General features: G+C 73.9%; 21 protein-coding genes and 1 tRNA gene. 11 read left to right on the plus strand and 11 right to left on the minus strand.

Going from position 1 to position 20,642, the window contains the following annotated elements; genetic code table 11:
- Positions 1–255: 255 nt before the first annotated feature.
- Together ACN265_RS22280 and ACN265_RS22285 are read right to left on the minus strand one after the other, a co-directional pair.
- Positions 256–327 (minus strand) — tRNA-Val (locus ACN265_RS22280).
- Between the two features lie 56 nt (positions 328–383).
- Positions 384–1,016: a TIGR02611 family protein gene (locus ACN265_RS22285; RefSeq protein WP_420118957.1), complete on the minus strand. Its 633-nt coding sequence runs from the start codon at positions 1,014–1,016 to the stop codon at positions 384–386.
- Positions 1,017–1,309: 293 nt separating this feature from the next.
- Here ACN265_RS22285 and ACN265_RS22290 point away from each other — a divergent pair, with 293 nt between their 5' ends.
- Positions 1,310–1,741: an SsgA family sporulation/cell division regulator gene (locus ACN265_RS22290; RefSeq protein ID WP_053653619.1), complete on the plus strand. Its 432-nt coding sequence runs from the start codon at positions 1,310–1,312 to the stop codon at positions 1,739–1,741.
- A 112-nt stretch (positions 1,742–1,853) separates the two neighbouring features.
- Here the strand turns inward: ACN265_RS22290 and ACN265_RS22295 are convergent, their stop codons facing one another.
- A complete protein-coding gene (locus ACN265_RS22295; protein ID WP_420118952.1) occupies positions 1,854–2,630 on the minus strand; it encodes a glucose 1-dehydrogenase in 777 nt (258 codons plus the stop codon).
- Between the two features lie 155 nt (positions 2,631–2,785).
- On the opposite strand from ACN265_RS22295, the gene ACN265_RS22300 reads away from it, so the two are divergent.
- The 4 genes from ACN265_RS22300 to ACN265_RS22315 all read left to right on the plus strand — a co-directional run bounded on the left by ACN265_RS22300 (position 2,786) and on the right by ACN265_RS22315 (position 5,151).
- Positions 2,786–3,700, plus strand: a complete 915-nt coding sequence (locus ACN265_RS22300; RefSeq protein WP_204924094.1) for a helix-turn-helix transcriptional regulator — start codon at positions 2,786–2,788, stop codon at positions 3,698–3,700.
- Between the two features lie 7 nt (positions 3,701–3,707).
- Entirely contained in the window at positions 3,708–4,163 is a 456-nt protein-coding gene (locus ACN265_RS22305) for an RrF2 family transcriptional regulator (RefSeq protein WP_204924179.1), read from the plus strand.
- Between the two features lie 150 nt (positions 4,164–4,313).
- Positions 4,314–4,493 carry a DUF4236 domain-containing protein gene (locus ACN265_RS22310; protein WP_007075522.1) on the plus strand — a complete coding sequence of 60 codons (180 nt, stop codon included), beginning with the start codon at positions 4,314–4,316 and terminating at the stop codon, positions 4,491–4,493.
- A 127-nt stretch (positions 4,494–4,620) separates the two neighbouring features.
- Positions 4,621–5,151, plus strand: a complete 531-nt coding sequence (locus ACN265_RS22315) for a potassium channel family protein (RefSeq protein WP_204924093.1) — start codon at positions 4,621–4,623, stop codon at positions 5,149–5,151.
- Here the strand turns inward: ACN265_RS22315 and ACN265_RS22320 are convergent.
- Together ACN265_RS22320 and ACN265_RS22325 are read right to left on the minus strand one after the other, a co-directional pair.
- Positions 5,111–6,016, minus strand: a complete 906-nt coding sequence (locus ACN265_RS22320) for a hypothetical protein (protein ID WP_421409294.1) — start codon at positions 6,014–6,016, stop codon at positions 5,111–5,113. The genes ACN265_RS22315 and ACN265_RS22320 overlap by 41 nt on opposite strands.
- A gap of 24 nt (positions 6,017–6,040) precedes the next feature.
- Positions 6,041–6,562, minus strand: a complete 522-nt coding sequence (locus ACN265_RS22325; protein ID WP_420118955.1) for a VOC family protein — start codon at positions 6,560–6,562, stop codon at positions 6,041–6,043.
- A 50-nt stretch (positions 6,563–6,612) separates the two neighbouring features.
- Here ACN265_RS22325 and ACN265_RS22330 point away from each other — a divergent pair, with 50 nt between their 5' ends.
- Complete coding sequence (locus ACN265_RS22330) at positions 6,613–7,074, plus strand: MarR family winged helix-turn-helix transcriptional regulator (RefSeq protein WP_204924177.1); 462 nt, start codon at positions 6,613–6,615, stop codon at positions 7,072–7,074.
- A gap of 57 nt (positions 7,075–7,131) precedes the next feature.
- On the plus strand, positions 7,132–9,135 hold the full coding sequence (locus ACN265_RS22335) for a tetratricopeptide repeat protein (RefSeq protein WP_421409296.1): 2,004 nt from the start codon (positions 7,132–7,134) through the stop codon (positions 9,133–9,135).
- Between the two features lie 403 nt (positions 9,136–9,538).
- Here the strand turns inward: ACN265_RS22335 and ACN265_RS22340 are convergent, their stop codons facing one another.
- Together ACN265_RS22340 and ACN265_RS22345 are read right to left on the minus strand one after the other, a co-directional pair.
- Complete coding sequence (locus tag ACN265_RS22340) at positions 9,539–10,912, minus strand: HAMP domain-containing sensor histidine kinase (protein ID WP_421411583.1); 1,374 nt, start codon at positions 10,910–10,912, stop codon at positions 9,539–9,541.
- 41 nt (positions 10,913–10,953) lie between these two features.
- Positions 10,954–11,610, minus strand: coding sequence for a response regulator transcription factor (locus tag ACN265_RS22345; protein ID WP_088642184.1), 657 nt, complete (start codon positions 11,608–11,610; stop codon positions 10,954–10,956).
- Positions 11,611–11,705: 95 nt separating this feature from the next.
- Here ACN265_RS22345 and ACN265_RS22350 point away from each other — a divergent pair, with 95 nt between their 5' ends.
- Together ACN265_RS22350 and ACN265_RS22355 are read left to right on the plus strand one after the other, a co-directional pair.
- On the plus strand, positions 11,706–12,845 hold the full coding sequence (locus ACN265_RS22350) for a LolA family protein (protein WP_204924090.1): 1,140 nt from the start codon (positions 11,706–11,708) through the stop codon (positions 12,843–12,845).
- Positions 12,846–13,018: 173 nt separating this feature from the next.
- On the plus strand, positions 13,019–15,379 hold the full coding sequence (locus ACN265_RS22355) for a HelD family protein (protein ID WP_421409298.1): 2,361 nt from the start codon (positions 13,019–13,021) through the stop codon (positions 15,377–15,379).
- Between the two features lie 69 nt (positions 15,380–15,448).
- On the opposite strand, the gene ACN265_RS22360 is transcribed toward ACN265_RS22355, so the two are convergent.
- Positions 15,449–15,838, minus strand: a complete 390-nt coding sequence (locus ACN265_RS22360; protein ID WP_232377442.1) for a hypothetical protein — start codon at positions 15,836–15,838, stop codon at positions 15,449–15,451.
- Between the two features lie 413 nt (positions 15,839–16,251).
- Here ACN265_RS22360 and ACN265_RS22365 point away from each other — a divergent pair, with 413 nt between their 5' ends.
- A complete protein-coding gene (locus ACN265_RS22365; RefSeq protein WP_204924175.1) occupies positions 16,252–16,536 on the plus strand; it encodes a hypothetical protein in 285 nt (94 codons plus the stop codon).
- 125 nt (positions 16,537–16,661) lie between these two features.
- On the opposite strand, the gene ACN265_RS22370 is transcribed toward ACN265_RS22365, so the two are convergent.
- The 3 genes from ACN265_RS22370 to ACN265_RS22380 form a co-directional block, all read right to left on the minus strand.
- A complete protein-coding gene (locus ACN265_RS22370) occupies positions 16,662–17,645 on the minus strand; it encodes a sporulation protein (RefSeq protein WP_421409301.1) in 984 nt (327 codons plus the stop codon).
- 63 nt (positions 17,646–17,708) lie between these two features.
- Positions 17,709–18,974, minus strand: coding sequence for a Bcr/CflA family efflux MFS transporter (locus ACN265_RS22375; RefSeq protein ID WP_204924086.1), 1,266 nt, complete (start codon positions 18,972–18,974; stop codon positions 17,709–17,711).
- Positions 18,975–19,046: 72 nt separating this feature from the next.
- On the minus strand, positions 19,047–19,715 hold the full coding sequence (locus ACN265_RS22380) for a TetR/AcrR family transcriptional regulator (RefSeq protein WP_420118667.1): 669 nt from the start codon (positions 19,713–19,715) through the stop codon (positions 19,047–19,049).
- 56 nt (positions 19,716–19,771) lie between these two features.
- Here ACN265_RS22380 and ACN265_RS22385 point away from each other — a divergent pair, with 56 nt between their 5' ends.
- The gene (locus ACN265_RS22385; protein ID WP_421409302.1) at positions 19,772–20,626 is read left to right on the plus strand and encodes an alpha/beta fold hydrolase; all 855 of its coding nucleotides are present in this window, start codon (positions 19,772–19,774) and stop codon (positions 20,624–20,626) included.
- Positions 20,627–20,642: the final 16 nt, after the last annotated feature.

The following is a 20,642-nucleotide window of genomic DNA, read 5'->3' on the forward strand; positions in this document are numbered from 1 at the left end:
GGTTCCACGATCTACGCCACTCGTACGCGACGTGGCTCGTCTCCGACGGCGTCCCGATCAACGACGTCGCCCCCCGTGACGGGACACGAGCAGACATCCACCACTCCCGAACCGGTACACGCACTCCACCGGCGAACGTGACCTCCGGGTGCTGGCATCGTTCGCTACCTTCTCGCTGCCTCCGGGCCAGCATTGATCGACAGAAACGACTCAAGGCCCCTCAATCGAGGGGCCTTGAGCTTGCTATATCGAGGGTGGGCGATGCTGGTATCGAACCAGCGACCTCTTCGGTGTGAACGAAGCGCTCTCCCACTGAGCTAATCGCCCTCAGCGCCGTTTACTCTACCCGATCGTGCGGCGGAGCCAAAAACCCGGGGTGCCGGTCAGGTCGTGGCGAGGTGGTGCAGCAGTTGGGCGACCAGGTCGATGCCGAGGCTGTACTTGAGCGAGAGCCAGAGCACCACGGCGACGAAGACCAGGCCGACGGAGCCGAGCAGGAGCCGTACGGGCAGGGAGCGGGTGGTGGCCCACCGGGTCCAGGCGTGGACGTGGCGGCGGGTGAAGCCGAGCAGCCGGCGGGCCCAGTGGAACTCGACGGCCCAGATGGCGAGGCCGGCGATGACGATCAGCCAGCCGGGACCGGGCAGCGGGATCAGGGCGATGCCGACGGTCACCACGATCGCCCCGGCGACGGCGATGAATATCTTGAGGGCTACGCGGCCGGTGGGGTTGGCCCGGATCAGGTCGAGGGTGGTGCGCAGCCGCCACCGCCAGCCGGTGGGGCGGGCGGCGAGGGCGGTCCGACCGGATCGACCCCCGCCACCGCGGGCACGTCCGTTGACCGGTCGGGCCCGGCCGCGGGAGTTGCGGGCGGTGCCAGCGACGCGACCGGCACGTCCGGCGTCGGAGGTCGCCCGACCGTCTCGGTCCGGTGGCTTGATCGGCACCCTGTCACCCCGCCTTTTGGCTGCCCGGGCCCCTACTTTCGGTGACTCGGCCCCACTCACCGCATCCATTGAGGAACGCTTCGCGGCCATTTCACCCCCCAGTGTCGTCCCGGCCCGTCACTTGCGCAGACCACTGGACGTTACCGGAGTAAGTCGACGACTGAACCACCCGACTTCGGACGGGCTCCCGACTGGGCAGAACCGGAAATCCTACAAGAATTCTCACATTCTCGCGGCGATTCGGACCCCCTTCCCACCACTGGGTGAAGTCAGCGTATGGCGGAGCGTAGCCAGCAGTAGCACCTGAGTATGGGAAAAGCGGGACACGCGCGTTCCGCAGCGGTGCCGGGGGGAGAACGTCCATGAGTGTCATCCGACCGACGACCGTAGAGGTCGAGACGTCGCTAAGGCTCGTCGCGCCTGACGCCACCGCCTTGCCGGTGCGTGCCAGCCTGCGTTACGACCCTGCTGACCCGTATGCGGTCCATGTCCTGTTCCATGCCGAATCGGCCGGCGGCGAGGCGGTGAGCTGGTCGTTCGCCCGCGAACTGCTGGTGACCGGCCTCGACGAGCCGGCGGGCATCGGCGACGTGCGGGTCTGGCCCTGGGCCACCCCGCGCGGCGACTTCGTCGCGCTGGCCCTGTCGTCGCCGGACGGCAACGCCCTGTTCGAGGTCCCGCGCAGCGTGCTGGTGCGCTTCCTGCGCCGGACCTACGTCGTCGTCCCGCGCGGCCGGGAGGCCGAGCACCTGGACGTCGACACGGCGGTGACCCGGCTGCTCGCCGGTCGCTGACCAGTCTGCCCCGGAGCCGCGCGGATCTGCCGAGTCCGCGCGGCTCCGGCCGTCCACCGCCCGGGTACGCGCCACGCCGCCCGGTCACACCACCGCCCGTCGGGCCCGCCGGTCAGCCGTGCGTGGTGATGCCCCCGTCCACCGGGATCACCGCGCCGGTCAGGTACGCCCCGGCCCGCGACGCCAGGAAGATCGCCGCGCCGGCCATGTCGTCGGGGCGGCCGATCCGGCCGAGCGGCACCTGCTGCGTGATCGCCGCCCGGGTCGCGGGGTCGTCCAGGGCGAAGGCCATCATCTTGCTCTCGAACGGGCCGGGGGCGATCGCGTTGACCGTGATCCGCTCGGCGGCGAGCTGGTGGGCGAGGCTACGGGTGAGCATGTGCACGGCGGCCTTGGTGGCCGAGTACGCGTACACCTCCATCGTCGGCACCCGGAGCCCGTCGATCGAACCGATGTTGATCACACGGGCCGGGTCGTCGTCGCCGGCCGCCGCCCGTAGGGCCGGCAGCAGCGCGGTGGTGAGCCGGAAGACCGCCTTCACATTGACCGCCCAGAGCTTGTCGAACGCGCTGCCCGGATACGACTCCAGCGGCGCGCCCCAGGTCGCCCCCGCGTTGTTGACCAGCACGTCGAGCCGGTCGTACCGCTCGCGCACGGCGGCGGCGAGAGCCTCGGCGCCCGCGTCGTCGCCGAGGTCGGCGGGGATCGCCTCGCACCGCCCCTCGGCCGACAACTCCTTGACCACCGCCTCGCACACGTCGGCCTTGCGCGACGAGATGACGACCGTGGCCCCGGCCCGGACGAAGCCCCGGGCGATCATCAGCCCGATCCCCCGGGAGCCGCCGGTGACCAGAACCGTCTTGCCGTCGACCGAGAACAGATCCGTCATGAGCACCCCATCGCACGTCGCGGTCCTTACCGATCGGTAACGTAGCCCGGCCCCGGCAGCCGGACAACCCCGGCGGGACACCCCTCCACCGCAAGCGCGACAGAGTCCCGTCGCCGGGATGCGACCTCGGCCGTCCCCGGTTACGGTCGACGACGATGGTCCCTTCCGGTCAGCTCTCCCCGGCAACCCGTCCCGACCTGCCCCGCCCCGAGATCGACGTCCTGGAGCTGGGCGACCTCGTCCCCGGCACGGGCGCGCCCCGGCCGGTCCTGCTCGACCACGATCTGCTCGCCCTGGTCACCGGCGGGCACGGCTTCGTCGAGCTGGACTTCCGCGCGCTGCCCTGCCGCCCCGGCACCCTGCTGCGGGCCGTCCCCGGCCAGGTGCTGCGTTGCCCCGCGCGGCTCGACGCGGTCGTGCTCCGCTGGCACGCCGACGCGCTGCGCGGCCTGGACGTCGACCCTGCCGCCGTGCCGCAGCACCACCAGCTCACCGGCCCGGACGAGGACGCCGTCATCAACGAGGTCTCCCAGCTCGTGGTGGACCACCGCCGGCACCGCGCCGACCCGGCCGCGCACGCCCTGCTGCGGCACCAGCTCGCGGTGCTGCTGATCCGGCTCGCCCTGCTGCCCGGCGTCCGCAACTCCGGCGCGACGCCCGAGGACACCGACCCGCAGCGGACCGAGCGGGCCACGTTCCGCCGGTTCTGCCGGGAGGTGGAGGCGGGGTACCCGCACACCAGGCGGGTGGAGGACTATGCGGCCCGGCTGGGTTGCTCGGTGCGTACCCTGACCCGGGCCTGTCTGGCGGTGACCGGGCGCAGCGCCAAACAGGTGGTCGACGAGCGGGTCGCGCTCCAGGCCCGTCGGCTGCTCGCCGCAACCGACGAGCCGGTGGCCCGGATCGGTCGGCAGCTCGGCTTCCCCGAGCCGACGAACTTCGGCCGGTTCTTCACCCGCGAGGTGGGGGTGAGTCCGGGCGCGTTCCGGGCCGCCCGGGACCGCCCGTCGGCGCGGATAGTCCGACCACGGCGACCCGCTGACCCCGCTGACCCCGTCGGACGGGCATGATGGCATGGTGCAGATCTCCGCGCGCGGCGACTATGCGGTTCGAGCGGCCCTGAGCCTGGCCACCGCCTACCCCTCCCTGCTCTCCACCCAGGCGATCGCCAGCGAGCAGGACATGCCGCGCAAGTTTCTCGAAGCGGTCCTGGCTGACCTGCGTCGGGCCGGCGTGGTCCGCGCGCAGCGCGGCGCCGAGGGCGGTTACACCCTGGCCCGACCACCGCGCGAGGTCACCGTCGGGGCGATCCTGCGCGCCGTCGAGGGCCCGTTGGCCGGGGTACGCGGGCTGCGTCCCGAGGAGACCCGGTACGAGGGCTCGGCGGAGAACCTCCCCCGGCTCTGGGTGGCGGTGCGTGCCGCCGTCCGGCAGGTGCTCGACGAGGTGACTCTCGCCGAGGTGGTCAGCGGACGGCTCCCGACGCACGTCCGCAAGCTGACCACCCTGCCCGACGCGTGGGAGCCGCGCTGACGGTCGCGCCACCGGTTCGGCACGCCAGAATCGTTCCGCCGTGGTCGACACCGTCCAGCCTGGACCGGAGCAGGTTTCGGTTTTCGTGGATGCGGGCATCTAGCGGGCCGAGACGGCAACGATGACAGGGAACGCGAAGGGAGCGCCACGATGGGTCTGATGTTCCGTAAGCGCAAGAAGTACGGGCCGATCATCCTGAACTTCACCGAGAACGGCTTCTCGTCGTGGAGCATCAAGATCGGTCGCTGGTCGTGGAACTCCCGGGCCAAGGCGCACCGCGTCGACCTGCCGGGCCCGCTGTCCTGGAAGCAGGACAAGTCCCGGGCGTGACGCCCTTGCGCCGAACGGGGTGCCGGTGGTCCACCGGCACCCCGTTCGGCGTCCACGCCCCGGCCCGCCGCCGGCCGGGTTCGGCGTTCCCCGGATCGGGGCAGTCCCGACGGCGCAGAATCGCCGCATGGCGAGCGACGACGGAAACTGGGCGCGGGTGCGGCGGCACACTCTGGCGGCCTGCGTCCTGCTGGTGGTCAGCTATTTCCTGATTCCGTTGGAGCCCGATCCGAACGGACTGCGGCTGACCCTGCGCGCGGTCGGCACCCTGCTGTTGATCAGCGTGGTCACCGTCCTGGTCACCCGTCAGGTGGGCCGCCAGCTCGGGAGCCGCGCCCCGGTCGGCGGGGACGAGGTCCGCTCGTTGAGCCGGCTGGTGGTGGCGCTGGTCGCGGGGCTGCTCGCGTTCGCGGTCGCCGACTACGTGGTGGCCGGCAGCGGACCGGGGCAGTTCTCCGGGCTGCACACCCGGTTGGACGCGCTCTACTTCGCCCTGACCACCCTCACCACGGTCGGCTACGGGGACGTGCACGCCCAGGGGCAGCTCGCCAAGGCGATCGTCTGCGTGCAGATGGTGTTCAGCATCGGGGTGATCGCCACCGGGGCGTCCATCGTGGTCAGGCAGTTGACCGGGCGGCCGGGGCGGGGCCCGCGCTGATCAGCACGTCCCCGCCGAGCCGCCCGTGCTCCGGGTCCCGGCTGACCAAGCCGGCGTCCAGCAGCTCGGCCAGCGCCCGCCCGGCGTCCCCGGCCCGGTAGGCGGTCGCGGTCAGCGCGTGCCGACGCAGCTCCGTCACCGTACGCGGGCCGTGGCGGGTCAGCTCGGCGAGCAGTTCGTCGCGCAGCGGTCCGGTCACCGGGTCCGCCCCCACGTCGAGCAGGCCACCGGCCGGGTCCCGGTAGCGGACGGCGAGGCCGTCGGCTCCGCCGGCGTCGGTGGCCCAGAGCGCGTCCTTGAACGCCTCCAGGCTCTTGTCCAGGCCGGTGCCGAAGGCGACCAGGCGGGCCGGCGTCCCGTCGGCGGGAACCAGCTCGACCTCGGCGACCAGAGGAAACCCGGCGGCGGTCAGGGCCGGCCGCAGGTCGGTGCCGGTGCCGGTGAGCAGCACCTCGGCCGGGCGGCCGGTGGTCGTGGCGGCCAGCAGCGCCGGTGTCGGTGCCGCGCCGTCGAGCAGGGTGAGCAGTGGTGCGCCGGCCGCACCGGCCGCCTTGAGCACCACCGGCAGCCGGGCCGGGTCGCCGGGCACCACGTGCACGGCCACGTCGCCGGGCAGGCCGGCCTCGACGACGCCGAGCCGGGCGGGCAGCTCGGGACCGCCGTCGGCGAGCACCAGCACGGTGAGCCGCCGGCCCCGGAGCCGGTCGGCGAAGCCGGCCACCACCCGTAGGGCCGCCTCGGCGCTGCCGGGATCACCGGCGTACGCCAGCGCGAGGGTGGCCCGCCGGGAGCGGTACAGGGCCCCCGGCAGCCAGTGGTCGAGCTGACGGACGAGCAGTCCGTCCAGGGCGGCGTCGATCGACATCCTGTCGTTCTACCGTACGGCCGTTCAGGCCGGGACGGAGATCCCCACCCCGCCCCGGGTCTGCCCGCCGTAGCGGGCCCGTTCGCGGTCGAGGTCGAGCCGGCCGATCCGCTTGCGGGCGGCGAGGGTGTCCTCGTCGAGCTGGTCGGCCGGGACGATCCAGACGATCTCGAACTCCAGCCCGTCGGGGTCACGGCCGTAGAGGCTCTTGGTGGTGCCGTGGTCGGAGGTGCCGACCAGGGCGTCGGCGGCGGCCAGCCGCTGGGCGGTGGCGGCCAGCTCGTCGAGGGTGTCCAGCTCCCAGGCCAGGTGGTAGAGGCCGACGGTGGCCCGGCCGGCCTGCGATCGACCGGCGTTCGTGCCGATCTCGAACAGGCCGAGGTCGTGGTCGTTGGTCGAGTCGGGGGCCTGGAGGAAGGCCGCGCCCCGGAACCCGTCCGGGGTCATCGGCACCGGGCGGAAGCCCAGCACGTCGCGGTAGAAGTCGATGCTGCGACGCAGGTCGGAGACGTAGAGCACGGCGTGGTTGAGGCGGTGGATTCCCATGTCCACCACGCTAGCGCGATTTTGTTGAGCGTTCAACTATTCCGGCTATGATGGTCGTCATGACCCGCTGGCTGGACCCCGACGAGCAGCAGACCTGGCGTGCCTTCCTGACCGCCACCCGGGCGCTGACCGACACCCTCGACCGCGAGCTGCAACACGACGCCGGCATGCCGCACGCCTACTACGAGATCCTGGTCCGGCTCTCCGAGGTGCCCGACCGGCGGCTGCGGATGAGCGAGCTGGCCGACCTCACCGGCTCCTCGCGCAGCCGGCTCTCGCACGCCGTCGCCCGGCTGGAGACCGCCGGCTGGGTACGCCGCGAGGACTGCCCCACCGACCGGCGCGGGCAGGTCGCCGTGCTCACCGACGCCGGTTTCGCGGCCCTCGCCGCCGCCGCCCCCGGCCACGTCGAGGGGGTACGCCGGCACCTGTTCGACGCGCTCAGTCCCGCCCAGGTCGACCAGTTGCGCCGGATCAGCGAGACGCTGGTCGCCCACCTGACCGGTTCTTGACCAAGTTGCCGACCGGCAAGGGTTGTACTAACCGTTGCCGGCCAAGCACGATGGGGCGTGTCTTCCGGCTTCGGTGAACTGACCCTCCAGGCGCAGCACCTGGTGTCCGCCGGCGACCTGGCCGGTGCCCAGCGACTGCTGGCCGACGCGCTGACCGACGCGGACCCCCGCCCCGACCACGCCTCCCCCGAGCTGGCCGAGGCCGCCGGGCTCCAGGCCCGGCTGCTGGTCACCCTCGGCGAACCGCACTCCGCGCGCGGCTGGGCCGCCTTCGCGTACGCGGCGTCGAGCCGCTTGTACGGCATCTCCGACCAGCGGACGATCTCGGCGGCGGCCACCCTGGCGGCGGTGCTGCACCGGGTCGGCAGCGACGCCCGCGCCGCCCGGCTCTACTCCGAGGTGATCCTGGAGCTGACCGCCCACGACGGCCCCGAGTCGCTGCGGGTGCTCGCCGCGCACGCCGACCTGGCCACCGTGGAGTATGCCCGGGGCCAGTGCTCCGAGGCCCGCGAACGCCTCCAGGACGCCTGGGAGCTGCACCGCGAGGTGTACGGCGACGGCCACGCCAGTGGCATCAAGATGCTCGCCCGACTCGGTGCCATGCAACGCGACTGCGGCCGGTTCGACGAGGCGCACGACAACCTCGCCCTCGCCCGCGAGCTGGCCCGTGAGCACCTGGCCGCCGACGACCCGCTCGCCCGTCAGGTGGCCGCCCTGGCCCGCGCCGCCGCCGACCCCGACCACGTCTGCGACGACGAGCCCGCCCCCGAGCGCGGTACGCCCGTGGTGCCGGCCGCCCGCACCCCGCCGCCCGCCGAGGGTCCGCCCGACCTGCCCGCCTGGTCGGCCGGCCCGGTGCCACCCGACGATCCGTACCCGCCGACGGTGCCCGGCCAGCGGATGCCCGCCGACGACACCGGCTACCCACCGGACGCCGACCCCTACGGTGCCCCCGACCGGTTCGATCCCCCTGACCGGTTCGGCGCGCCTGACCGGTTCGACGCGCCCGGCCGGTTCGGCGCGGCCGGTACTGCGGCGGGTGGCGGGTATTCCGCCGGCACCGGCTATCCCACCGACAGCGGCTACGGCCCCTGGGACGGCCAGCCCGGCGGGGACGGCTACCGGGCCGGCGACGGTCCGGGCGACGTCGGCTACCGGGGCGACACCGGCTATCCGGGCGGCAGCGGCTACCCGACCTCCGGTCATCCGACCTCAGCTCGTCCGACCTCGGATCACCCGACGCCGGGCCGGCCGGTCGAGTCGGGCTATCCGGCGGGCGCGGGTCATCCGGCCGGGCCGGGTGATTTCGGCAGGCCCGGTCACTCCGGCGGGCCCGGTCACCCCAGCGGGCCTGGTCACCCTAGCGGGCCGGGGTATCCGGCAGGGTCGGGCCGGATCGACGACGACGGACACTGGCCGCCCGAGCCGGCCACGGCCGGGACGACCGGTTCCACGACCGGCGGGTGGCGGGACACCCCCTACGCCCCGCCGCTGTCGCAGAGCCGCCGGGACGAGGAGGCGGCCGGGGTACGCCGGGTCACGCCCACCGAGCCACCGGTGGACCCGTCACGGTTGCTGCCCGTGCTGGTGCCGCGCCGGCACGCCCCGCCCCGCCGCCGCCCGGGTGCCGTACCGCTGGTGGCCGCCGGGGTGGCCGTGGTGCTGTTGGGTGCGGTCGCGGTGATCGCCGGGGTGTCCCAGGTGGGCGGCTCCGACGCGCCACCGCCCGCCGCTCCGAGCGAAGCCGCCCCGACCGCCGCCACGCCGAACGCCGGCCCGCCCGCCTCGCCGGGCACCCCACCGGGGCGGGTGACGCTGCGGGACCGACCCGACGGCATCACCCTGACCTGGACGTACCCAGCCGGCAGCGAGGGCCCGGTGGTGCTCTCCGCCGCCCAGGCCGGGCAGGACCCACGCCCCTTCCAGACCCTCCCACCCGGCACCGACAACTTCGTCGTACACGGCCTGGACCGCACCACCAACTACTGCTTCACCGTCGCCGTCGTCTGGTCCACCGACGTGGTGGCCCGAGCCAAACGCGTCTGCACCACCCGCCGCTGACCCACCCCTGCCCACCCGCCCCGTCCCACCCCCTCCCCGCCCGGCCCCTCCCCGCCCCGCGCCGCTCACCAATGTTGATCAAGAGGTTTGCGTCACCCCCAGCGAAATCCCTGACGCAAACCTCTTGATCACCGCCCCCTCCACCCCACCCGGTCGGGTGATCAAGAGGTTTGCGTCAGCCCGGGTAGGTGGGAGTGACGCGAACCTCTTGATCACCGCGGGCAGGCGGGGCACGCGGACGCACGGGGGCAGGGCACGCGGGCGCGCGGGCAGTCAGGGTGCCGCGGGTAGGTGGACCGCCGAGGCGAGCGGGACCACCGGGGCGGGCTGCTGCGATTGAGCGGGGGCCGCTGCGCCCGGGCGGGAGCGGGGGGGGTTGGCGGGGGTGGCGTGGGGGGGTGGGTCAGTCGGGGTCGGGTAGGAGCGGTAGGTGGAGTCGGACGGTCAGGCCGGGGTGCGCATCGTCGAGGGTGATGGTGCCGCCGCCCCGACGTACCAGCTCGCGCACGATGGCCAGGCCGAGTCCGGCACCGCCCGCGTCCCGGGCCCGACCCTCGTCCAGCCGGGCGAACCGGCGGAACACCCGCTCCCGGTCCGCGACCGGGATTCCCGGTCCGTCGTCGGTCACCGTCACCAGGTGGTACGCCCCGTCGGCCGCCGGTGCGACCGCCAGTACCACCCGGGTACGGGCGTGCCGGACCGCGTTGTCGACCAGGTTCCCCAGGACCCGCCGCAGTTCGTCGGGCACACCGACGGTCCACACCGCACCCGCCGCCGCGACGACGGTCACCTCCGGTGCCACCGCGGGACCCGTCCCGGCGGTCGGGCCGGGCCAGCGGGCGGCGACCTCGGTGAGCAGTGCGCCAAGCTCCACCGGCTCCGCCGCGCGGAGGTGGTCGACCTGGTGTGCCGGCTCCTCGTCGAGGCGGGCGAGCAGGAGCAGGTCGTCGACGAGCCGGCCCAGCCGTTCGGTGTCGGTGAGCAGGTCGGCGGCGACCGCCGGCCAGTCGGTACGGTCGCCGAGGCGCTGGGCCACCTCCAGTTCGGTACGCATGTTCGTCAACGGGCTGCGCAGTTCGTGTGCCGCGTCGGCGAGGAACGACCGTTGCCGGGCGCGGGCCGCCGCCAACCGGTCCAGCATGTCGTTGAGGGTGACCGCCAGCCGGTGGATCTCGTCCTGGGAGGCGGGTACGGGCAGCCGGCCGGCCGCGTCCCGCCCGGTGATCTCGGCGGCCCCGCTGCGTAGCGCCTCGACCGGGCGCAGGGTGGCCCCGACCACCCGCCAGGCGACCACCGCGAGCAGCCCCACCAGCAGCGGGAAGGCGACCAGCAGCACCGTACGGGCGGCCTGGGTGGCGTGCCTGACATCCACCGTGGAGCGGCCCACCAGCACGGTCACCGGCTCCCCCGCCGACCGGGCGGGTACCGCCACCACGCGTACCGGCCCCTCCCAGCCGAGCCGTTGGCCGGGCACGACGGTGCGCTGCCGGCCGGTGCCGGTGAGCTGGTCGGGGCGGACCATCGGCACCAGCCGGTCGGCGTCGATGGAGGCGGCCCGGATCCGCCCGGCGGAGTCGACCACCTGGACCCGTAGCTGCCCACCGGCCACCGGCAGCGGATCGGGCAGCGCGTTCTCCCCGGCCAGCCGGGCGACCGCGTCGGCGGTGCGGAACGCCTCCTCGTCGACGGTGCGTTGCAGCGTCCAGCCGAGCGCCACCAGCAGCACCACCCCGCCGAGGGCCAGCCCGACCGACAGGCCGGCCACGCCGAGCACCATCAGCCGGGCCCGCAGCCCGAGCGCCGACCAGCGCAGCCGGCTCACGGGATCAGCCGGTAGCCGGCGCCCCGGACGGTCTCCAACCGGTCCCGGCCGATCTTGCGGCGTAGGTAGCCGACGTACACCTCGACGGCGTTCGGGGCGGTCCGCAGGCTGGCGTCCCAGACGTGGTCGAGCAGTTCGGTCTTGGAGATCACCTCGCCGGGGCGGCGGATCAGGTACTCCAGCAGCGCGAACTCCCGGGCGGTGAGCACCACCTCGGCGTCGGCCTTGGTGACCCGGCGGCGGGCCGGGTCCAGCCGCAGGTCCCCGACGGCGAGCACGGTCGGCCGTTCCGGTGCGCCGCGGCGCAGCAGCGCCCGCAGCCGGGCCACCAGCACCACGTACGAGAAGGGTTTGGTGAGGTAGTCGTCGGCTCCGCAGTCCAGCCCGTCGGCCTGGTCGTACTCGCCGTCCTTGGCGGAGAGCATCAGCACCGGCAGCCAGTGCTCGTCGGCGCGTAGCCGGCGGACCACCTCGTAGCCGGACAGGCCGGGAAGCATCACGTCGAGGATCATCGCGTCGTAGCCGCCGTGCCGGGCGGCGTCCAGCCCGGCCGGGCCGGTGCCGGCCGTGTCCACCACGAACCCCTCGGCTGTGAGGCCACGTTGCAACGCCGCCGCCAACCGGGCCTCGTCCTCCACCACCAGCACCCGCATCGTCCCAGCGTGCCACCTCGACGCGACGGACCGGCACGCCGTCCTCAGCGGGCTCACAGCAGCGAACCGGCAGGATGGTCGCAGGAGGTGCGCTCATGTCCGTACTGAAGAACCGTTCCACCCTGCGGTGGCTGGTGCCGCTGGCCGCCGCGGTCACCGTCGTCGGTGGGGGTGCCGCGATCGGCACGTTCGCCGCGAACGCCGAGCCGGCCCTGCCGCCGCGCAGCGCCGCCCAGCTCCTCGTCGACCTGCAGACCGCCCGGCTGGACGGGTTGTCCGGCACGGTGGTGCAGCGGGCCGACCTCGGTCTGCCGCCGCTGGCCGGGCTGGCCGGCGGGGACGCCGCGCTGCTCACCGGCACGCACACCCTGCGGGTCTGGTACTCGGGGCCGGACCGGCAGCGGGTCGCGTTGCTCGACACCCTGGGCGAGCGGGACGTCATCCGTTCCGGTCGGGACGTGTGGACCTGGGACAGCAAGGCCAACACGGCGACGCACCGGACGCTGCCGGAGTCGACCGGGCGGGCGGCGGAGGGCGCGTTGCCGGTCACCCCGAAGGACGCCGCCGAGCAGGCGTTGGCCGCCGTCGACCCGAGCACGCTGGTGACCACCGGCCGGTCGGCCACGGTCGCCGGGCGGGACGCGTACGAACTGGTGCTCACCCCGCGTGACGAGGCGTCGCTGGTGCACCAGGTGCGGATCGCCATCGACGCGACGGAGCACGTGCCGCTGCGGTTCGAGGTGCTCGCCGACGGGGCCGACCGGCCGGCGTTCGAGGTGGCCTTCACCCAGGTCGACTACCGTCGCCCCGACGCCGACCAGTTCACGTTCAACCCGCCGCCCGGGGTGAAGGTGTCCGAGGAGACCACCGGCCGGCCGGGGTCGAAGGCCGGCCCGCACCGCAAGGACGGCAAGCCGGGCGCGCAGCGCCCGGGGGCCGAGGACGCGGGTCTGCGTACCGTGGGGACGGGCTGGACCACCGTGCTGGTGGCGCGGACCGGCGCGGCGGACGTGGCGCGGACGCCGGCCGGTGACGCGGCGAAGCCGGGTCCGGCCGACGGCCCCGGCGCGGCGCAGGCCCTCGACCTGCTCAACGGGTTGCCGAAGGTCAGCGGGGACTGGGGCAGCGGCCGGTTGTTCGCCGGGAAGCTGTTCAGCGTGCTGCTCACCGACGACGGGCGGGTGCTCGCCGGCCTGGTGACGCCGGAGCGGCTGTACGAGGCCGCGCGGGGCTGATCCCGCACGTCACGACCCTCGGGGGTCCGGGCCGGCTCGCGCCGGCGCGGGCCCCCGTCGCCGTGTCCGGCGTGGGTTCGGAGTCGTGTCCGGCAGGCTTGGTGGGGGGCCGCCGCAGGCGGTATCTTGAACAGTTCCCGAAATGCAAAAAGGAACGGCTGAAGAGCCATTCCATGCGTGATTCTAAGCGACGAGGAGACGGCTTGTCAACGCACCCGGACGAGCTGCGACAACACGACGACGAGATCGGCTGCGAGCAGGAGTACGTCTCGATGCTCTACGGCCGGCTGGACGCCATGCGCGAGCAGGCCGCCCGGCGGCTCACCGGCGAGCTGCGCGCCGGTGGCGGCGGCACCCAGCAGGACCGCTCCCAACGCGACAGCGCCGTCCAGATGTACGCCGACCAGGTCGAGCAGTTCTCGGCGGTCGAGCAGGGGCTGGCCTTCGGCCGGCTCGACGGGGCCGACGGCAGCCGGCACTACATCGGCCGGATCGGCATCTTCGACACCGACGGCGACTACGACCCGCTGCTGATGGACTGGCGTGCCCCCGCCGCCCGGCCGTTCTATCTCGCCACCGCCGCCAACCCGCAGGGCATCCGGATGCGGCGGCACCTGCGCACCCGCGAGCGGAAGGTCACCGGCCTCAACGACGAGGTGCTGGACATCGAGACCGCCTCCCCCACCGGTCACGAGGAACTGACCGGTGAGGCGTCGCTGCTCGCCGCGCTCAGCGCCGGCCGGACCGGCCGGATGCGGGACATCGTGGAGACCATCCAGGCCGAACAGGACCGGATCATCCGGGCCGACCTGCCCGGCGTGCTGGTCGTGCAGGGCGGCCCCGGCACCGGCAAGACGGCGGTCGCGCTGCACCGCGCCGCGTACCTGCTCTACACCCACCGGCAGCAGCTCTCCACCCGGGGCGTGCTGCTGGTCGGGCCGAACGCGACGTTCCTGCGCTACATCTCGCAGGTGCTGCCGACGCTGGCCGAGACGGGTGTGCTGCTCAGCACCCCCGGCGACCTGTTCCCCGGGGTCACCGCCCGGCGCGCCGAACCGGCCCGGACCGCCGCCCTCAAGGGCCGGGCGGTGCTGGCCGAGGTGCTCGCCGCCGCCGTCCGGGACCGGCAGTGGGTGCCGGACGAGCCGATCGAGATCGAACTGCCCCAGCGGGAGGTGCTGCGACTGGACCCGGAGACGGTACGCCAGGCCCGCGACCGGGTCCGGCGTACCGACCGACCGCACAACCTGGCCCGCGCCCTGTTCGACATCGAGATCGTGCACGCCCTCGCCGACCAGGTCGCCGAACGGATCGGGGCGGACCCGCTCGGCGGGGACAACCTGCTGGAGGAGGCGGACCGGGCCGAGATCCGTCGGGAGCTGCGCGAGGAACCGGAGATCACCGCCGTCCTGGACGAGCTGTGGCCGGTGCTCACCCCGCAACGGCTGCTCGCCGACCTGTACGCCGCGCCCGAGCGGATCGCGGCCGCCGCGCCGATGCTCACCGACGACGAGCGTGCCCTGCTGCACCGCGCACCCGGCGGTGGCTGGACGCCGGCCGACGTGCCGCTGCTCGACGAGGCCGCCGAGCTGCTCGGCGAGGACGAGCGGGCCGCCGCCGCCCGCCGGGAACGCATCAGGTCCTTCCAACGCGAGTACGCCGAGGGCGTGCTGGAGATCGCCAGGGGTTCCCGTTCGATCGACGTCGAGGACGAGGCCGAAGGCGGTGAGATCCTCGGCGTCACCGACCTGATCGACGCCGATCGGCTGCTGGAGCGGCAGGAGGAGACCGACCGGCTGACCACCGCGCAGCGGGCCGCCGCCGACCGGCGGTGGGCGTTCGGGCACGTGATCGTGGACGAGGCGCAGGAGTTGACCCCGATGGCCTGGCGGCTGCTGATGCGCCGCTGCCCGAGCCGGTCGATGACGATCGTCGGGGACGTGGCGCAGACCGGGGCGCTGGCCGGCACCCCGTCCTGGGGCGAGGCGTTGGAGCCGTACGTGGCGCGGCGCTGGCGGTTGGAGGAGCTGACCGTCAGCTACCGCACCCCGGCCGAGATCATGGCGGTGGCCGCCGAGGTGCTCGCCGGGATCGACCCGGAGCTGCGCCCGCCCCGCTCGGTACGCCACAGCGGCGTGAAGCCGTGGGACCGGACGGTCACGGCGGACCGGCTCGGCGCGGAACTGGTCGCGGCGGCCCGGGCGGAGGCCGCCGACCTGGCCGGTGGCGACGGGGACGGCCACCCCGGCGACGGCGGGGGCCGGCTCGGGGTGATCGTGCCGGCCGGGCGGGCCGACGAGTTGGCGGGCGTCGTGCTGGCCGCGATGCCCGAGGTGGCCGTGGGCGAGCAGCCCGAGTTGGAGAGCCGGGTGGTGCTGCTCACCGTCGGCCAGGCCAAGGGGCTGGAGTTCGACTCGGTGCTGGTGGTCGACCCGGACGGGATCGTCGCCGAGTCGCCCCGGGGCCGCAGCGACCTCTACGTCGCGTTGACCCGCGCCACCCGACGCCTGGGCGTGCTGCGCCCGGCCGGCTGACCGCCGCGCGGCCGGGTCGGGGGGCGGGCCCCTCCGACCCGGCCGCCGGGGCGTCGGCGGCGGCCGGCGTCAGTCGTCGGAGAAGTCGCCGATCTCGACGGCGCTGGCGGACTGGTCGCTGACCGGGCCACCGGTCGGGGTGCTCAGGCCACCGGTGGTGGCGTCGCCGGTGGTGGTCGGGGCGACCGTGCCCGGATGCCGTTCGGGTTGCCGGGCCACCCGCCGGACGCTGGCCGGCCCGGCGGTGCCTCCGGTGGTGGTGACCGCGCCCTGACCCCGGGTGGGGCCGCCGTCGCGCAGCACCTCCGGGTCGACCGGCACGTCGGCCACGTCGTCCGGGTCGTCCTCCTGTAGTGCCCGGGTCACGTCGATCTGGGGCACGGTCACCTCGTCGAGGGCGCCGGGACCGTACGCCCCGGCGGTGAGCCGTTCCTCGGCCTGGCGGGTGGACTCCCGCATCCTGTCGTCGCGCACGTTCCTCACCTCACAGGGTGTCGGTGGAACCCACTGCGTGCCCGGGGGCCCGACCACCAAACACCACCGCCCTTTGCCAGCCGACACCACCGCTCTTTGCCGGCCGGGGCGGCGCGTACCACGGTCGGGGCACCGGGCTGCGGACCCGGCGGGCGGCGAATTTTCGGCCGGAGGCCGGTGTTACCTGCTCCGGGTCGGGGGGTAGACCCAGGGTGCCCCCGCCACAGCAGGTGAACCGTGCCGTGGCCGACCGCGGTAGCGGGGCGAGGGAGTGCAGGTACTCATCAAATCCTGAGGAGGACCAGATGAGCACGCAGGCTGCATCCACCAGGCCCATGAACCGGCCGATGCAGGACACCGCCCAGCGCAACGCCATGATGAACGACCAGACCCGGCAGATGCCGATGATGCACGACGGGCACCGGGAAGCGATGCCGTCTCCGGGTACGGAGACCAAGCAGTCGTTCCTGACCACCGAGTTCTGGGTCTACGCCGCCGCCGTCGCGGTCGTGGTGATCTCCGCCTTCTGGCGTGGCACCACCACGAACGGCCTGAACATCAACAACCCGACGCAGGCGTGGTGGTTCCTGACCGCCCTGACCGGCGCCTACCTGGTGAGCCGGGGCCTGGCGAAGGCGGGTTCGGCGCGGCGTTCCGGCGCGGAGCGCAAGGGTCGTCGCTGACACGGCTGACCCGAGCAGCGTGAGCTGCTGAGCACGATGGCCCCCCGGGACTACTCCCGGGGGGCCATCGCTGGTCCGCGTCGGCCGCCGCACGGCGGCCCGCCGACGTCGGGCGCGGTCTCAGCTCACTCGTCGTCGCCGAAGTCGCCGCCGTCGTCGCCCTCGAAGGCGTCGTCGAGCAGTTCACCGGCGACGAGTCCACCGGCGACACCGAGCGCCGCGCCGGCCACCACGCCGCCCATCCCCGGCCCCCGGCCGTGGTGACCGTGGCCGTGGCCGTGCATGGGGTAGCCGTGGGTGGGGGCGCCGAAGCCGGAGGAGGCGCGCAGGTTGCCGTACGTGGCGGTGGTCTCGCGCAGCCAGCCGTCGACGACCCGGACCCAGTCGACGCGGTCGACGTCGCCGTGGGACACGGTGTACCTGCCGAACACGTCGTGCCCGGAGCTGAGGAAACCGCCCCGCTTGTCGCACTCCAGCACCACCTCGACGCCGTGCGGGCTGGTCACGAAGGTCAGCTCCACCTCGGAGATGGCCTGCGCGTACTGGGGTGCGGCGAAGAACTCGATCTCCTGGTAGAACGGCAGCGTCTGCTGCGAGCCCCGAATGTGGCCCCGCTCCAGGTCGGCGTGCTTGAACCGGAACCCGAGCTGTTGGAACGCGCCGAGGATGTGCTCGTGCACCGGCAGCGGGTGCACGTTGACCTGGTCGAGGTCGCTCTTGTCGACGGCGCGGGCGATCGCCAGCTCGGTCCGCAGCCCCATGGTCATGCCGTGCAGGCGCTGGCCGTAGACGTCGGTGATCGGGGTCTCCCACGGCACCGGGAACTGGAACGGGATGGCGAGCTGCTGCTTGGGGGCGAGCTGGAGCGGGCCGCTGACCACCATCCGGTGGAACTCCATGACGCCTGCGTACTCGCTGTCGCCGCCCTCGATCTCGACCCGGGTGACCAGGCCGATGCCGATCTGCTCGATGTTGGCGGGGGCGTCCCCGCCGACCAGGTTCACGTTGCCGTCGAGGGTCAGGCCGGGCCGGGTGTTCGGGTTGGCCAGGACGGTGTCGACGCTGGGCCCGCCGACCCCGAACGCGCTCAGCATCTTCTTGAAGACCATCGGAACTCCCGCTTCACGGTCGGCGCACTCCACCGTGGAGCACGCACGGTTACCCGGCGCACCCTAACCGCCAGGACTGTGAAGTGCCTGAAAGGACGCACCGGGGCGGGTCAGCAGCACCAGCACCACGCAGGCCGCCACGAAGAAGACCGCCATGGCCGAGGCCATGGGCAGCAGGGTGGCGTACCCGAGGAGACCGGTGAGTGGCGTGACCAGCGCGCCGGCGAGGAAACCCAGACCACCCTGGAGCGCCGCGGTGGTGCCGGCGGAACGCCGGCCGGCCTCCTGGGCCAGCGCGGTGCTGGCCGGCAGGGTCAGGCCCATGCCGGCGACCACCACGGCGAGCAGCGTCCACGGCACGGCCAGCGGCCCCCCGGCCCGCCGGTCGACCAGGGCGACGACCAGCAGCACGAGGGTGGCCACCGTGGACGCGGCGAGCCCGGCGGCCCGGAGCCGGCCGGCGCCGAGCCGCCTGACCAGCACCCGGAACAGCAGCCCGGCGGCGGCCATGCCGGCGGCGTTGGTGGCGAAGATGAGGGTGTAGCGGGACTCGTCCACCCGATAGGCGGTCTGGAAGACGAACGCCGAGCCGCCGATGTAGGTGAAGAACCCGGCGATGGCCAGGCAGAGCACGATCAGGTTGGTGAGCACCGTCCGGTCGCGCAGCAGCCCGGCCATCCGGGCCAGCGCCGCACGTGGGCCGCCGTCGTGCCGGCGGTGCGTGGGCAGCGTCTCCGGCAGGCCGACCAGCGCGGCCACCGCCATCGCCGCCCCCAGCCCGGTGAGGGCGAGGAAGACGGTACGCCAGGTGCCGTGGTCGAGGATCACCCCGCCGACCGCCGGTGCCAGCACCGGGCCGAGAAACGTCACCGAGGCGATGCTGCCGAACCGGGCGGCGGCCTGGCCGCCCTGCCACGCGTCGGTCACCATCGCCCGGCCGAGCGCCACCCCGGTGCCGGCCGCGATCCCCTGCCCGAGCCGGGCGAGCACCAGCACCCCGGCGGTCGGGGCGGCGGCGCAGAGCAGCGACAGCAGGGCGAAACTCACGGTGCTCACCAGGACGATGCCGCGCCGGCCCCGGCTGTCGCTGACCGGGCCGAGCAGGAGCTGACCGGCGGCCACACCGATGATGAACGCGGTCAGGGTCAGCTGCGCCATGGTGGCGCTGGTGTCCAGGGAGCGCCGCAGTTCGGGCAGGGCCGCGATGTACGCGTCGGTGGCGAACGGCCCCACCCCGGTCAACAGCACCAGCGCGGCCATGGACGGCCGACCCGCCACCCGGCCGGGTCGGTGCGACCCGGACGGCGTCTTCACCTGCGCAGGGGTCACCCATGGACCGTAGTCCCGTGACCGGGCGGGCGCAGGGTTGTGGTGTCGGGCCGCCATCAGGCGCGTCCGGGCCTATCCGGCGTCGTCGACGAGCAGTCCGCGCAGGACGCCGCGTACCGTCGCTTCGAAGAGGTCGCGGGGCGCGGACGGTGACGGGTCGGTCATGGCGGCGACCAGGTTCGGGTAGGCCGCCAGGTCGGTGCCGGCGAAGCCGACCGGCGGCGCGGCGGTCTCCTGCCGGGCGAACAGCGACGTCACCCCGGTCATCATGGCGATCGCCTCGAACTTGGTGGTGGTCGCGGCCGGGACCGGCCGCAGGACGGCCAGGCAGTGGTCGAACCAGGCCAGGCTCTGCGGGCCGGGGGCGGTCGGCCGGGGCAGGATCTCCACCAGCCAGGGGTGCCGGCGGTAGAGGTCGAGTTGCCGCCGGGCGAGGCGCAGCATGGTGTCGAGCCAGTCGTCGCCGGCTTCCGGGTAGGGGCGCAGCTCCCCCGCGGCCCGGTCGACCATCAGGTCGAGCAGGTCGTCGCGGGAGGACAGGTAGCGGTAGAGCGAGCCGGCGCCGGTGTGCAGCGCGGCGGCGACCGCCCGCATGGAGACCGCGCCGATGCCGTCGGCGTCGGCCGTCGCGATCGCGGCGGCCACGATCTCGTCCCGGGAGTGCGAGGGCGCGGGACCGCGCTGCCCCCTTGCGGGCCGGGACCAGATCGGCGGACGCGCTGGCTCGTCGGGTGAGGTCACCGCTACACTCTAAAACTGCAAACGCCGTTCGCGGTTTCGATGTCGGGGAGGACGAGATGGAACAGCACTGGACCGTGCAGCGGGTACCGGCGGCCGACGACGCCGAGATCGTGCTCCACTCCACCGGCAGCGGGCCGGGCATCGTCGTGGTGCACGGCGGCGGCGTCACCATCGGCATCTACCGCCGGTTGGCCCTGCGGCTGGCCGACCGGTTCACCGTGCACCTCTACAACCGTCGCGGGCGGGACGATGCGGCGGCCCGCGCCGAGCCCTACGACGGCGAGCAGGACGTCGACGACCTCGCCGCGCTGCTGACCGCCACCGGGGTCGGCAACGTGCTCGGCCACAGCGGCGGCGGCTTCGTGGCCCTGCGCGCCACCGCCCGGGGGTTGCCGATCGACCGGCTCGCCCTCTACGACCCGGCGGTGCAGGTCAACGGCCTGTTCCCGCTCGACTGGGTGCCCGCCGCCCGCGCGGCGGCACATGCGGGCGACATCGCCCGCGCCATGGCGATCACCGGGGCCGGCCTCAACACCCAGTCGGCCACGTCGCGCCTGCCACTGGCCGTCCAGGTGGCCATCTGCCGGCTGTTCCTGCGTACGCCGATCGGGCGCGGCATGGGCGAACTGCTGCCGACCACCCTCGACGAGAGCGCGCTGATCCAGCACCACGACAGCCCGCCGCAGCGGTGGGCCGGCATCACCGCCGAGGTGCTGCTGGCCTGCGGCGGTAGCGGCCCGCCCTACTACCGGCCGATCACCGAGGCGCTGGCCGGGGCGCTGCCGCACGCCCGCACGCTGGTGGTGCCGCGCGCCGGTCACGACGCGCTCAACCGGGCCCCGCAGCACCTGGTCGACGCGCTCGCCGACTTCTTCACCACCCCGGTCACCTCGCAGCGGGCCCGCCCCTGACCAGCCGGCGGACAGG

It is taken from the genome of Micromonospora sp. WMMD730, assembly GCF_049178955.1.
In the GTDB taxonomy this organism is placed as follows: Bacteria; Actinomycetota; Actinomycetes; order Mycobacteriales; family Micromonosporaceae; genus Micromonospora; species Micromonospora wenchangensis.

Bases quoted from the DNA above. Each gene is read 5' to 3' on its own strand.
- ACN265_RS22350 (WP_204924090.1), top strand. From the start codon at position 11,706: ATGTCCGTACTGAAGAACCGTTCCACCCTGCGGTGGCTGGTGCCGCTG.
- ACN265_RS22290 (WP_053653619.1), top strand. From the start codon at position 1,310: ATGAGTGTCATCCGACCGACGACCGTAGAGGTCGAGACGTCGCTAAGG.
- ACN265_RS22360 (WP_232377442.1), bottom strand. From the start codon at position 15,838: ATGCGGGAGTCCACCCGCCAGGCCGAGGAACGGCTCACCGCCGGGGCG.
- ACN265_RS22300 (WP_204924094.1), top strand. From the start codon at position 2,786: ATGGTCCCTTCCGGTCAGCTCTCCCCGGCAACCCGTCCCGACCTGCCC.
- ACN265_RS22385 (WP_421409302.1), top strand. From the start codon at position 19,772: ATGGAACAGCACTGGACCGTGCAGCGGGTACCGGCGGCCGACGACGCC.
- ACN265_RS22325 (WP_420118955.1), bottom strand. From the start codon at position 6,562: ATGGGAATCCACCGCCTCAACCACGCCGTGCTCTACGTCTCCGACCTG.
- ACN265_RS22315 (WP_204924093.1), top strand. From the start codon at position 4,621: ATGGCGAGCGACGACGGAAACTGGGCGCGGGTGCGGCGGCACACTCTG.
- ACN265_RS22355 (WP_421409298.1), top strand. From the start codon at position 13,019: ATGCGTGATTCTAAGCGACGAGGAGACGGCTTGTCAACGCACCCGGAC.
- ACN265_RS22365 (WP_204924175.1), top strand. From the start codon at position 16,252: ATGCCGATGATGCACGACGGGCACCGGGAAGCGATGCCGTCTCCGGGT.
- ACN265_RS22295 (WP_420118952.1), bottom strand. From the start codon at position 2,630: ATGACGGATCTGTTCTCGGTCGACGGCAAGACGGTTCTGGTCACCGGC.
- ACN265_RS22320 (WP_421409294.1), bottom strand. From the start codon at position 6,016: ATGTCGATCGACGCCGCCCTGGACGGACTGCTCGTCCGTCAGCTCGAC.
- ACN265_RS22345 (WP_088642184.1), bottom strand. From the start codon at position 11,610: ATGCGGGTGCTGGTGGTGGAGGACGAGGCCCGGTTGGCGGCGGCGTTG.
- ACN265_RS22310 (WP_007075522.1), top strand. From the start codon at position 4,314: ATGGGTCTGATGTTCCGTAAGCGCAAGAAGTACGGGCCGATCATCCTG.
- ACN265_RS22340 (WP_421411583.1), bottom strand. From the start codon at position 10,912: ATGGTGCTCGGCGTGGCCGGCCTGTCGGTCGGGCTGGCCCTCGGCGGG.
- ACN265_RS22370 (WP_421409301.1), bottom strand. From the start codon at position 17,645: ATGGTCTTCAAGAAGATGCTGAGCGCGTTCGGGGTCGGCGGGCCCAGC.
- ACN265_RS22285 (WP_420118957.1), bottom strand. From the start codon at position 1,016: ATGGATGCGGTGAGTGGGGCCGAGTCACCGAAAGTAGGGGCCCGGGCA.
- ACN265_RS22330 (WP_204924177.1), top strand. From the start codon at position 6,613: ATGGTCGTCATGACCCGCTGGCTGGACCCCGACGAGCAGCAGACCTGG.